This is a genomic window from Synechococcus sp. MIT S9220 (genome assembly GCF_014304815.1).
Classification (GTDB): Bacteria; Cyanobacteriota; Cyanobacteriia; order PCC-6307; family Cyanobiaceae; genus Synechococcus_C.
The window spans coordinates 2288157-2300504 of sequence record NZ_CP047958.1 but is presented as its reverse complement, the minus strand read 5'-3'; the positions used below and the strand labels follow the sequence as shown (position 1 = coordinate 2300504).

Sequence of the window (12348 nt, the reverse complement as noted above, 5' to 3'; positions counted from 1 at the left end):
TTGGTCGCCTGGTAGACGACGCTGTCTGGGCAAGATTATCGATCGCCCCCGGTTTGATCCTGGTTTCGCAATCAAAAAAAGCCCCCTGCATTGGCAGAGGGCTGAACCGTTCTCTTTTGGTTGAGGCTCAATGCGTTGTCATCAGCTTTCGACCTTCACCGACACGGTGGTGCGGTTATCGGTTTTGGGCGCCTCGATCGTGAGGATGCCGTCGCGGTAGCTGGCTCGAAGAGCGTCGCGGTCGAGAGAATGGGCGAAGCGAAAGTTGCGGCTCCAGTTGCCGTAGCGAAACTCGCTGAGCAAGGTGTTGTTGGTCGATGCTTCGGCCTCATCGGCTGCATTGGCCTGAGGGTTCAAACGCTCAGCGCTGACGCTGAGACTGCGATCGCTGGCTTTGACGTCGATGCTGTCGTGAGCCACGCCGGGGAGTTCCAGGCGAATGGAGTAGTGATCTTCGGTTTCGTGAATTTCGGCGGCTGGTACACGTTCGACCTGTGAAAGCTGCTGGTCGAGACGCTCGAACAGATCAAACGGTGACTGACGAAGGGTGATCATGGGTAACTCCTGAAGAGTGATGTTGATGGGGTGTTGACATCACCCACAACGCCAATATGTGCGCTCTGATTGACTCTGAGCAGGGGGAGAACCGTCCGATTCTGTTCGGTCTAGACCACCGGATTCGGTTGTTACGACATCTCTTTCGCGACAACCGAACATTAGCGCATGTCGCTCATAGCCAGGACCAGCTTGAGAACGCTGCCGCCTGCCCGCAGTTGTGGCCTTTGTCGTCCCAGAGGGTCCAGATTCTTGCGTTGTTGATCATGAATCGTTGACCGGTTCGTGACACCCGCACGCCGCTATAGCCCTCGAAAGCGTCTTGGTTTTGCGCGCGTTGCAGGGCGGAAGCGCGTTGCTCACGTGCCGCTTCCTCCGCGGTGCAGCGGGAGGGCATGCCGATCATCTCTTGCCAAGACCGCTCCCACAGACGCAGAGCGATGGCATTGGCATAAATCAGGCGTGGATCATGGCTGTTGTCGTGGGCGAGAACCGCCATCTCGCTGCTGAACAGGTCCGTTGCAGGGTCTCCACAGTCCAAGTCAAGCAGTGGTCGCTTGAAGGCCCGTTGGTGAGACAGCATCAGTCTGGAGATCAGGCACTGCGACTCCGGCGTCTGCCAGGGCGCTGATTCAGCCACCGGCCGCCATGGCTTCCAGCATGGCCCGCTGTGCCAGGGCCTGACCCTGATCACGTAGGTGCTGCAGAAAGCGAGGTCTGGATTCGGGGAAGCGTGGCTCCTCAGCCAGGGGAAGATCGCCGGCTGCATCAAGGCCTGTATCTCCTTCCATCGCGGGGGTGATCACCACCAGATCACCATCGAGGTTGGCTTCGTAACGCCACCAGAGCGTGGGGTCCAGCACCGCTGGATGCGGCGGCGTGATGGTGTCGTCCGGGTTGGACTCGCCGCCATCCGCGGGTGGCATGGATTTGCTTTCAGCTTTGGCCTGATCGGCCCTGGCCTGCAGGGCCTTGAGTCGGTGTTCTGCCAGGTTTTCCAGCAGCTTCGTGCGCGTGCGCCCCCTCAGCTGAAACAGCACGAAGGGGTCTTCACTGAAGCGTTCTCCCATCAGGAAGTACACCGCACTGATGTGCTTGCAGGGATTGGCTTTATCCGGACAGCTGCATTCACTGCGCACCTCCTGCAGCTTGAAGGGGAAGAGCCGGCGGCCACTGGCCGCAAAGGCTCGTTCGATGTCGGCCGGCATGATTCCGGCCAGGAGCTGTGCCGACCAGCGGGCCTTTTGCGTCAGGGCTTCCAGCACGAAGCCCCAGTCCTCATCGCTCAGCACATCAAGCCAGAGCTTCACTTTGTAGGGGTCTTCATCGGTTCCCTGAACACGGGCATGCACGCGTCGCCCTTCAAAGCGAATCGATGTCACGTGTCCTTCACGGGCGTAGGTCCAGGCCCGTTCGAGGCGTTTTTTGAAGCGGTAGGAGTTGATCAGCTCCATCCACTGTTCAACCCACCAGGGTTGCTGCCCGAGTCCCTCGTCACTCAGTGAGGTGTTGATGCCGCTGCTGTTGGGGGTGATGGTCATCGCGTCAGGAGGGATTGTCTTCCAGGCTCACCAGCTCCTTGAGCTGGCCCATTTCGAGTCCTCCGAGCCATTCCTCCCCGGAGCCCACGATGTCTTCCGCCAGTCTGGACTTCTCGCGGATCATCCGGTCAATCTTTTCTTCCACCGAGCCGCTGGTGATGAACTTGTGCACCATCACGCGGTTGGTTTGTCCGATCCGATAAGCCCTGTCTGTGGCTTGGTTTTCCACCGCTGGGTTCCACCATCGATCGATGTGGAACACATGGCTGGCCCGGGTGAGGTTCAGGCCCACGCCACCGGCCTTGAGTGAGAGCAGGAACAGTTGTGGTCCGCGGGGATCTTCCTGAAAACGATCGACCATGGCCTGTCGCTCCGTCTTGCTGGTGCTGCCGCAAAGGAAGGGCACTTCGCTGCGCCAGCGGCGTTGCAGATACTCCCTCAGCAATGTTCCCCATTCCGCGAACTGGGTGAAGAGCAGAGCGCGGTCGCCGGCCTCGACCACTTCTTCGAGGATCTCTTCGAGCCGTTGCAGCTTCGCGGAACGTTGCAGGAAATCCTCACTGGCGTCCTTCTCCTTCAGCGCAAGGGCGGGATGGTTGCAGATCTGTTTCAGGCGGGTCAGTAGTCCCAGCACCTGTCCGTGGCGTTTGCCCCGCGGAGCACGGGCAATGGCATCGAGGGTGTCCTCGACGGTTTTGGCATAGAGCGATTTCTGTTCCTTGCTCAGCCCGACCCATTCGCTCAGTTCCACTTTCTCCGGCAGATCAGAGATGATCGCCTTGTCGGTCTTCAAGCGCCTGAGGATGAAGGGTCCCACCCGCGACTTGAGGTCACGCAGTGACGACATGTCGCCGTAGCGTTCGATCGGCATGCGATAGCGCTGGCGGAAAAATTCCTCCTCACCCAGAACCCTGGGGTTGAGGAAATCCATCAGGGCCCACAACTCACTCACCCTGTTCTCCACCGGCGTACCGGTGAGGGCGATGCGAAAGCGGGTGCCCTTGCGGGTGCGGGCCAGATCGCGCGTGGCCTGGCTCTGTTTGGCCGACGGGTTCTTGATGGCCTGAGCCTCATCGATCACTGTTCCTTGCCAGTCGAAGCTCTCCAGCAGCTCGATGTCCCGTTGCACCAGTCCGTAACTGGTGAGAACCAGGTCGACATCTTTGAGAGTCTTTTTGAGAGCAGCCAGAGTTGTGGGCCGTTTGGGGCCGTAGTGCTCATGCACGTTGAGCTCAGGCGTGAAGGCTGCGGCCTCCCGTTTCCAGTTGGTCAGCACCGATGTCGGGGCCACCAGCAGTACGGGCTTCTTCAGTTCCTGTTCCACCTTGAGGTGTTGCAGAAACGCCAGCAGTTGGATCGTTTTGCCCAGGCCCATGTCATCGGCCAGGCAGGCACCCTGGTCGAAACGGTGCAGGAAGGCGAGCCAGCCCAGCCCACGCTCCTGATAAGGCCGCAGTTGTCCGCAGAATCCTTCAGGTGCGGGCAGTGGATCCGGTGATTTCTGCTGGTGGTACTGCTCAAGGACACCCTGAAGCCGGGGGCCAGCATCGAAGGCATGCACGGGTAGGCGCATCAGCGTGTCGCCCTCGGTGGCTGTCAGTCGCAGGGCATCGTCCAGGCTGAGCTCTGGATTGGCGCCACAGAAGCGTTCAGCGTTCTTGAGGTCATTGGGCCGCAGTTCGATCCAGGCTCCCTTGTGACGCACCAGCGGGCTGCGTTTGCCACTCAGGCGTTCCAGTTCGCGCAGGGTAAGCGTGACGCCGCCGATCATCAGCTCCCAGCTCCAGTCGAGGCTCTCGCCCAGGGTGAAGCCGCGGGACCGCTCGGGCAGTTCCGCTTTGATCGCCAGTCCCAGTCGGCTGGCCAGCCCGCCGGACAGGCTCGGAGGCAGGTCGACGCCCACACCCACATCGCGCAGTTGACGTGCGGCCGTGCGCACCAGCACGAAGGCTTCGGCAGGGGTGAGCTGCATCGCCTCCGGTGTGGCGCTTTCGAGGCCTCGCTCGATCGGTTCGAACACCGTCAAGGCTCGGCCCATGCCCTCCAGGAGCACTTCGCTGGGATGCTCCACGGGAATCTCTCCCAGCTGAAGACCCTTGGGGCCTGCAGCCCATGCGGCACTGGCCGGCAGCTTCAGTGTGGGGTCCGACTCCGCCTGCAGGAAGAAGCGCAGGGGCCAGAGTTCTTCACCCTCAGCCGGTGTAGCCAGTTCGAGGCAGGCCCGTGCCGCAGCAACATTGCCGGCCACGCCCTCTCGCCAGTGATGGCTGGCGGTGGCTAAACGCTCGGCATCCTCATCATTGAGGTTGATCACGCCGGTTTCAGAGCTGAGAGCCTCTTCCCAGGCGCAGAGCAGTGGGTCCAGGCCTTCTTGATCAGGGCTGAAGCCTTTGCGCAGCTGGGCATCCAGTAGGTCTTCCAGCAGGGTGGCTACCCGCAGCCGGCCGCTGCGGGGTCGACAACAGGCCACGGGATTGGCGGCTCGCATCGCCTCCGGTCGCAACCGGGTCATGCGGTTGCTGCGTTTTCCGGTTGGTTCGCGCCAGGGCAGGGCACAGGTGGCAACCAGGGGGAGTCCTGCCGCCAGATCCTCCAGCCGGCGCCGGTCTTCCTCCCGATTGAGCAGTGGCACCCAGCGGGCTCGGTGGGGATAGCCCTCGCCCTTGCTCAGCTCCACCTGGGGCAGCCAGCGGCCTCGTGCCACCAGGCTCAGGGCCCAGCGCTGCATGTGGCTCCACCAGCGCAGTTCATCGGCTAGATCCGGATGACGACCGGAAAGCGGCAGCTTGGCCAGCCACTCAGTTGCAGCCATTGGTTCGATGGCCAGGCCCTGCACCTGCCAGGGCCACCATTCGGTGGTCTTCGGAATCGGTTCACCGGCCTGCAGCGGCAGACCGCACCACGGTGGGTCGTCCTCGGAGGCTGTCTCTGTGGCTGCTGAGCGCTTGCGTTTCGCTTTAACACTGCGACTGGGCAGGGTCAGGCAGGCCGTTGCGTCAATGATTCCGTCTGGGAGTAGGTCACGCTCCGTGAGCAAGGACCGAAGTTCCTCAGGGCTGAGGGTGAAGGGATGAATGGCGGGGGTGGCGCCCGGTCCCATCGGCTCGGCCACACGCCAGGTGTCAGCCCACACCAGCAGAGCAGCTCGACCGGAGCTGCTGGGAGTACGAATGGCCGGAAGCCAGGTGGCGTGCAGCAGGCTCATGGCCGCGACGCAGACAACATGCGTTGGGTTCCGTGTAGCAGGAGCGAACTGCCGATCAGTGGCAGCCACCCCATCACGAGATCCTTCACTAATGATGCCAGGGAATCAGCATCTGCCCAAGGGGAGGGCAGGCACATTCCCAAACTGCGGATCCCGCAGACCGCTCCGACGAGCCCAGCCTGCAGATGAGAGTCCTCCGGATCCACACGAAAAAGATGGAAGGCCAGCAGTCCGTAGAACAGTCCACAACCGGTGGATCGCACCGCCTGATCCACACCGAAGGGCAGGCTGAGCAGCCCTGCCGCTAGACCTGCGATCAGGGCCCAGCCCAGGGAGCGCAGTCTCAACGCTGCGCGACTCTGCTCGTCGGTGCTATCGGCCAACGTCGGTGGCAGCTCAAATGCGATCATGGCTGGAGGACCTGCTGTTCAAGCCCGAACCCGCCATGGCTGTTGCACGATCGTCGCGAAACGAGGCAGCTGGTCCCCGCACTGGTGCGGAGATCCGGGAAGCGTTCCTCGCGTTTTATGAGCAGCGTGGTCACAGGCGGATGCCCAGTGCCTCACTCGTGCCTGAGGACCCCACGGTTCTGCTCACGATCGCGGGAATGTTGCCGTTCAAGCCGATCTTTCTCGGTCAGCAGCAACGGCCTGCCCCTTGTGCGACCAGCAGCCAAAAGTGCATTCGCACCAACGACATCGAAAACGTGGGTCGCACTGCCCGGCACCACACCTTCTTCGAGATGCTGGGCAACTTCTCTTTTGGGGATTACTTCAAGCAGCAGGCGATTGAGTGGGCCTGGGAGCTGAGCACGGTCGTCTATGGCTTGGATCCCAAGAATTTGGTGGTGAGCGTCTTCCGGGAAGACGATGAAGCTGAGCAGATCTGGCGTGATGTTGTTGGTGTCAATCCGAAGCGCATCATCCGCATGGATGAAGCCGATAACTTCTGGGCCTCAGGTCCAACAGGACCCTGTGGTCCTTGCTCGGAGATTTATTACGACTTCAAGCCCGAACTCGGTGATGAAGGAATCGATCTTGAAGACGACGATCGTTTTATCGAGTTCTACAACTTGGTGTTTATGCAGTCGAATCGCGATGCGGAGGGCACGCTCACACCGCTAGCGAATCGCAACATCGACACGGGGATGGGTCTGGAGCGCATGGCTCAGATCCTGCAGAAGGTTCCTAATAACTATGAAACCGATCTGATTTTTCCGCTGATTGAAGCAGTAGCTGATTTAGCTGGTGTCGACTACCGCCAGCTCGACGACAAGGGCAAAACCTCACTCAAGGTGATCGGCGATCACAGTCGAGCCGTGACGCAGTTGATCAGCGATGGCGTCACGGCAAGCAATTTGGGCCGTGGCTACATCCTGCGTCGCTTGCTGCGTCGGGTGGTGCGGCATGGACGTCTCCTGGGCATCGATCAACCGTTTCTCAAGACCATGGGTGAGGCGGCCATTGCGCTGATGCAGGCGGTGCATCCTCAGTTGGTGGAGCGCAAGGAGGTGATCCTGGCGGAGCTGCAACGTGAGGAAGCCCGGTTCCTAGAGACCCTGGAACGGGGAGAGAAGCTGTTGGCGGATGTGCTGGCGGCCCAGCCGAAACAGATCGGCGGTGCGCAGGCTTTTGAGCTGTATGACACCTATGGCTTTCCACTCGAGCTCACGCAGGAAATCGCTGAAGAGCATGGTCTAGCCGTTGATCTGGCCGGATTTGAACTGGCGATGGAGCAACAGCGTCAGCGTGCCAAAGCCGCTGCCGTGAGCATTGACCTCACGCTTCAGGACGCCATTGATCAGGTGGCCTCAGGGATTGATGGAACCGATTTCCGTGGTTATGAGCAGCTTGAGCAGAGCAGCAGTGTGCAGGCTCTTGTGGTGAATGGTGACCCCGCTCAGCAAGCCGTTGCCGGTGATGTTGTGCAGGTGGTGCTTGATACCACTCCCTTCTATGGGGAGGGGGGCGGCCAGGTGGGTGATCGCGGCACCCTGGCGGGTGAAGGCCATGACGGCGATGGCCTGATTGTCAGTGTGGAATCGGTGAGCAGGAACCGCAGCGTGTTCGTGCACAGCGGCCGGGTTGAGCGCGGAATACTGGCCGTCGGCGATGTAGTGCAGGGTCGTGTCGACCGGACTTGCCGTCGCCGTGCCCAGGCGAATCACACCGCGACGCATCTGTTGCAATCGGCCTTAAAACAGGTGGTGGATCCAGGCATTGGCCAGGCCGGATCGCTGGTGAACTTCGATCGTTTGCGTTTCGACTTCCATTGCCCGCGGGCTGTGAGCTCCGAGGAGCTGGAGCGTATTGAGGTTCTGATCAACAGCTGGATCGCCGATGCCCATGAGCTCCAGGTGCAGGAGATGGCGATCGACAAGGCCAAGGCTGCTGGTGCTGTGGCCATGTTTGGTGAGAAGTACGCCGATGTGGTGCGCGTTGTCGACGTACCTGGTGTGTCGATGGAACTCTGCGGTGGCACCCACGTGGCCAACACTGCTGAGATCGGTCTGTTCAAGATTGTCAGTGAAAGTGGAGTGGCAGCTGGCATCCGTCGCATCGAAGCTGTAGCGGGGCTAGCCGTGCTCGCCTACCTGAACGAACGCGATGTTGTGGTGAAGCAGTTGGGAGAGCGCTTCAAAGCCCAGCCCGGCGAGATCGTGGACAGGGTGAGCGCTCTTCAGGACGAGTTGAAGTCCACAAGTAAGGCGCTGCAGGCTGTCCAGGCGGAGTTGGCGGTTGCTAAATCAGCCGCCCTGGCATCCAAGGCGGTTGCTGTTGGTGAGTTTCAGCTGCTGGTTGAGCGTCTTGACGGTGTGGATGGCAGCGGTCTGCAAGGTGCTGCCCAGAGCCTGAGCGATCAACTGGGTGAGGGGGCAGCCGTGGTAATCGGTGGCCTGCCGGACCCTGCCGATCAGGGCAAGGTGATTCTGGTGGCAGCCTTTGGCAAAGCTGTGATCGCCAATGGACAGCAAGCGGGCAAGTTCATCGGCGGGATCGCCAAACGCTGCGGTGGCGGTGGTGGTGGCCGCCCGAATCTTGCTCAGGCCGGAGGTCGTGATGGTGCGGCTCTGGATGGAGCCTTGGACGCGGCAAGGCAGGAGTTGGGGGCAACACTTCAATCAGACGCTCGGGGCTGAGATTGCTGGCTTAGGCCAGCCAAGTCTCAAATAGTTCTCCCAGCTGTCTTTCAACATCATGACCAGTTGGTGATTTTGATGGGGTTATTTCTCTTGATGGGTTGCACTCATCACGCCGCGCCATAGAGCGCTATCAAGTTCAACCATTCGCCTTTCTTTTGTGGCCAGATGAATAGGGACGTGGGTGAAGAAATTGTTCCAGTAACCAATGACAAGATTCGTTTTCCCGCTCATTCCTGCATGGACGGCATATTCGGCAAGTAGCTGGCAAAAAACAGCATCCGAAGCATTGGCTGCAACGCTTCGGATGTGGTAGCTCGGGTCAAGATACTTGATGTTGATCGTCATGTTGTGTTGCTTGAAGTGAGCTGTCAGCTCTTCTTTGAGTAACTCTCCGATGTCCTCTTTGAGGATGTTTCCGGAAGCATCCATTTTTTTCTCGTTGTTAGCAAAAAGTTCCTGTCCTGCTCCTTCTGCAACGACCACAACGGCATGGTTTTTTTGTTCAATCCTTCGTTGAATAGCAGTGCAGATCCCATCCGGCCCGCCGAATTGAAAAGAGGTTTCTGGGATTAGGCAGAAATCAACCACAGAGTTTGCAAGAGATGCCGTGGCAGTGATGAACCCAGAGTCTCGACCCATTAACTTAACGATGCCGATGCCGTTTTCAGCCCCTTCTGCTTCGTTTTGGGCTGATGTGATGATTTCAGAGGCTGTTTGTACTGAGGTTTCAAAGCCGAAGGTTTTCTCGACAAAGCCGAGATCATTGTCAATGGTCTTAGGCACGCCGACAATGCTGATGTTTGCCTTGCGACGAATTGCGGCTTCCGCGATCGCCTGAGCACCCTTTAAGGTTCCATCGCCGCCAATGCAAAAGAGAAGGTTGATTCCTCTTGCTTGGAGCATGTCCACTATCTCCTCTGGATCCTGACTACCTCTAGATGATCCAAGTATGGTTCCGCCCTGTTTATGGATCTGATCGACGATTAGAGAATTGAGTTGGATTGGTGGATGAGTTGATGCCTGCGTCAGTCCTTTGTATCCATATCGGATGCCAAGAATGTTTTTGACTCCATAATCCTGCTCGAGAACATTCACTAACCCTTTGATGACATTATTCAGCCCTGGGCAGAGCCCCCCGCATGTGATGATGGCGGCTTGGGTTGATTCTGGATCGTGAAAAATTTTTCGACGTGCACCTGCCTTTTCAAATGAGGGCAATTCCGGGCATGTTTCCAGTTGATGCTTTAGATTTTTGAGTTGGCTAGAAAAGATAATGCGCTCCATATTCTCAACGAATACAGCATTGCGACTGGGATTGGAGTATTGACTTTCACCAAGCTCTTCGATTCGAAAATCGAATGTAGTCGGGTTATTAAGCACATTTTCGTATGCCACGAGTTTTCAAATGCTGGTTGCTTCTAATCTGGCAATTGCTTCTCGACTCAGCAATGCCTGACGGATCGTTTTTCGCCATTTGATGTATTAGTGGTGATGTCAGTCCTTCTTTGTCAGGGTTGGATCAAGGCGTGTTGAATTGGTTGATGCAATCGGTTCGTGTGCAGGTCGATACGTGTTTGGCGATGGGAACAGCCTTTTTCGGCTTGCCTTCACAGGCCGCTCAGCCACGCATCGCGGAGGTGCCCAATGGCTCTGCCTTGGTCTGATTGCCCGCTAAGAACGAGGTTGATGCACATTCGAGAGTGGGTGAGCACCGATGCGTTGCCGCGCTCCACAAAGCCAGGACGCATGCAGGTGATGCTTGAAATCGGTCGTCAAGTTCAGGACCGGAAGGGATTTGCAACTGCGCCTTGGTTCTTCCAGTGTTGAATTCTTGAAGGGGTTGAGCGATCGGTTGAAATATACCGTGATTGGAGCAATCCTGAACCCACCCATTTTAAGGAGTGGTGATTTTTGAGCCCCAATCCTCGACGATGTGGTTGTTGAAGATTTAGGGTTAAATTTAGTTCAGATTTGTCCGGTCTCAATTAAGTTTTTTGGTTTGGTTTCTCTTCGGTGTTCACATTATCGGGTTGATTGAATTGGTTGATTTTAACTAGCTTCGACGACTTTCTTTTGTCCTTGAACGTAGGCTTCCAAAACACGATTGGGAAGGAGCTCGCGATTCGCTTTGGCGGAGAGAAGGTAGTCGAGAATGGCTTCGCCGCTTTGAGGGTTTGTTGCAAAAGGGATCTGGTAGACATCACAGAGACGACCTAGGGCTTCGATATCAGCGTGATGGGGGTGAGAAGAGAGTGGATCTCTGAAAAAAATCACGCCGCTAATGTTTTGCGTGGAAATCAGAGTTCCCACTGCTTGGTCTCCACCCAGAGGACCTGAAGCTACCTTGCGGCTCAGGCACATGCCAGTTTTTTTGTACAGCATGCTGCCGGTTGTGCCAGTCGCGATGAGGGGAAATTTCTCCAGTTTCTCAGTGTGAATGCTGCAAAATTCCATCAGACTTTCCTTCATGTTGTTATGGGCTATTAGTGCCAAGTATTTGCGTTTATCAATATATGTTTCTGCTACGTGCTGCTGGGCTCGGGCGCGTTCAATGGCCTTGAAAATTTCCCTGAATTGAAGTGCAAGCCTTTGATTGGTCTTTAAAAAATCATGGAAATCGTGGATTGTGAATAGGCCCACTGTTGTTTTCTCCATGGCTTGAACATCTGCCACGCGTGTTGCTTGCTCTGAGAACAGGCTTTCTCCAAGAAAATCACCTTTCGTGAGGAGTGCAATCTGTCTCTCGTCTTCAAGAATCTGTACGCGGCCATTCACAAGGAATGCCATGTAGTCGGCAGGCTCTCCTTTGGACATCAAGATGGTGTCCTTGTCGAATGTTTTGATCGACATGTGTTGAGCAATCAGTTCAATATCTTCGGCGCTGAACGAATGCTTCAGATTTCCTTCATTTTGCAGGGTGTCGATCAGGACGTTGCGATCCATAAGGGTTCTGCTCTTTGTCTGACCTTAAGGGAGTTGCTCTCAATGGGCTCTGTGGTTGCTGTATTCGTTCGCCTTGTGTTTCTTTTTACAGGAAGCTGATCACCATTCGGATCTTTGATGTGCAGTAGTTGCAGCTGTCGAATGGCTCCGGCGACGAATCCACTGAGAAGGAGTTCTCACCACGGTGTCAAATTCAGCGGAGATGGGGTCGCTCTCATGGTGTTTCCTGTGCCTTCACCAGTCGTCTCAACCGTCGGGCTGCGTTGGAAAGTGCTGGATCAGAGCTGTACTCCAGTTCGTTGCAGCACCGATTCAGTGCGGAGGAATGCTCTTGATCCAGAGCCCCCAGGGCTTCAAGGATCAAAGTCAGATGGCGGTTGGTTTGGCGGCAGCGGTTGCTGCTTAGAGCCAACAGTTCCATCACCAAATCGCTGTCGTAGATGGAAGCCTTCAGTAGATCATCCGCTTTAACCACAAGGATCTCGGCCGGTCCGCGACTCACCGTGACGCTTGCGCTGTGGTGTTGATCACCGATCAATGCCATTTCTCCGACCAGTTCATCCGGTCCGATTCGGGCGATCACTTGAGGCGTGCCACCTGGTTCACAGCGTTCAACTTTCAATTCTCCTGTTTGCACAATCAGCACCCTTACGGCTGGTGTGTCCTGTTGGATCAGCACCTCACCCACAGCTGCTGTGAGCGTTTGATGGCTGATTGTGGAGAGATGGGTGCTCAGCAACATCCGCAGACGATCACGAATCTGGGTGAGCTGTTGGTTCTCGTTCTTCATGCATGGCCGGGAGCCGCTGCATGCATGCTGACTGCTCAGGCCAGAACAGGCATCTCTACCCTCCATAGCGTCACGTTCTGACTTTGCTCAATGGCTATCTCCTTTGAGGAGTCTCTGATCCTGCTGGTGCTGGCCGCTCTGGATGGAGCCTGGGAGCTGCTTGGGCGCAGCG

At 57.3% G+C, this 12348-nt stretch carries 9 protein-coding genes; 1 reads left to right on the top strand and 8 read right to left on the bottom strand.

Annotated features, from left to right (window positions below; translation table 11 throughout):
- Positions 1–141: 141 nt before the first annotated feature.
- From SynMITS9220_RS12640 to SynMITS9220_RS12620, 5 genes are all read right to left on the bottom strand, one after another.
- Complete coding sequence (locus SynMITS9220_RS12640) at positions 142–555, bottom strand: Hsp20/alpha crystallin family protein (RefSeq protein WP_186989681.1); 414 nt, start codon at positions 553–555, stop codon at positions 142–144.
- A gap of 175 nt (positions 556–730) precedes the next feature.
- Positions 731–1195: an MEKHLA domain-containing protein gene (locus tag SynMITS9220_RS12635; RefSeq protein WP_255483126.1), complete on the bottom strand. Its 465-nt coding sequence runs from the start codon at positions 1193–1195 to the stop codon at positions 731–733.
- Entirely contained in the window at positions 1188–2096 is a 909-nt protein-coding gene (locus SynMITS9220_RS12630) for an SWIM zinc finger family protein (RefSeq protein ID WP_186989679.1), read from the bottom strand. The genes SynMITS9220_RS12635 and SynMITS9220_RS12630 overlap by 8 nt, the downstream gene beginning before the upstream one ends.
- A gap of 4 nt (positions 2097–2100) precedes the next feature.
- On the bottom strand, positions 2101–5301 hold the full coding sequence (locus SynMITS9220_RS12625) for a DEAD/DEAH box helicase (RefSeq protein ID WP_186989677.1): 3201 nt from the start codon (positions 5299–5301) through the stop codon (positions 2101–2103).
- Positions 5298–5711, bottom strand: coding sequence for a hypothetical protein (locus SynMITS9220_RS12620; protein WP_186989675.1), 414 nt, complete (start codon positions 5709–5711; stop codon positions 5298–5300). Before SynMITS9220_RS12620 ends, SynMITS9220_RS12625 begins: the two co-directional genes overlap by 4 nt.
- A 35-nt stretch (positions 5712–5746) precedes the next feature.
- Between SynMITS9220_RS12620 and alaS the strand changes: the two genes are divergently transcribed.
- Positions 5747–8440, top strand: a complete 2694-nt coding sequence (gene alaS / locus SynMITS9220_RS12615) for an alanine--tRNA ligase (protein WP_186992234.1) — start codon at positions 5747–5749, stop codon at positions 8438–8440.
- 84 nt (positions 8441–8524) lie between these two features.
- Here the strand turns inward: alaS and SynMITS9220_RS12610 are convergent, their stop codons facing one another.
- The 3 genes from SynMITS9220_RS12610 to SynMITS9220_RS12600 form a co-directional block, all read right to left on the bottom strand.
- Positions 8525–9838 carry an ATP-dependent 6-phosphofructokinase gene (locus SynMITS9220_RS12610; protein ID WP_222930433.1) on the bottom strand — a complete coding sequence of 438 codons (1314 nt, stop codon included), beginning with the start codon at positions 9836–9838 and terminating at the stop codon, positions 8525–8527.
- A gap of 654 nt (positions 9839–10492) precedes the next feature.
- Positions 10493–11386 carry a methylglyoxal synthase gene (locus SynMITS9220_RS12605; RefSeq protein ID WP_222930432.1) on the bottom strand — a complete coding sequence of 298 codons (894 nt, stop codon included), beginning with the start codon at positions 11384–11386 and terminating at the stop codon, positions 10493–10495.
- Positions 11387–11600: 214 nt separating this feature from the next.
- Complete coding sequence (locus SynMITS9220_RS12600) at positions 11601–12176, bottom strand: cyclic nucleotide-binding domain-containing protein (RefSeq protein WP_186989673.1); 576 nt, start codon at positions 12174–12176, stop codon at positions 11601–11603.
- Positions 12177–12348 lie beyond the last annotated feature (172 nt).

What these genes read in the sequence shown, in the direction of transcription:
- SynMITS9220_RS12640 (WP_186989681.1), bottom strand. Translation starts at nt 555, where the DNA reads ATGATCACCCTTCGTCAGTCACCGTTTGATCTGTTCGAGCGTCTCGAC.
- SynMITS9220_RS12630 (WP_186989679.1), bottom strand. Translation starts at nt 2,096, where the DNA reads ATGACCATCACCCCCAACAGCAGCGGCATCAACACCTCACTGAGTGAC.
- SynMITS9220_RS12625 (WP_186989677.1), bottom strand. Translation starts at nt 5,301, where the DNA reads ATGAGCCTGCTGCACGCCACCTGGCTTCCGGCCATTCGTACTCCCAGC.
- SynMITS9220_RS12620 (WP_186989675.1), bottom strand. Translation starts at nt 5,711, where the DNA reads ATGATCGCATTTGAGCTGCCACCGACGTTGGCCGATAGCACCGACGAG.
- alaS (WP_186992234.1), top strand. Translation starts at nt 5,747, where the DNA reads ATGGCTGTTGCACGATCGTCGCGAAACGAGGCAGCTGGTCCCCGCACT.
- SynMITS9220_RS12605 (WP_222930432.1), bottom strand. Translation starts at nt 11,386, where the DNA reads ATGGATCGCAACGTCCTGATCGACACCCTGCAAAATGAAGGAAATCTG.
- SynMITS9220_RS12600 (WP_186989673.1), bottom strand. Translation starts at nt 12,176, where the DNA reads ATGAAGAACGAGAACCAACAGCTCACCCAGATTCGTGATCGTCTGCGG.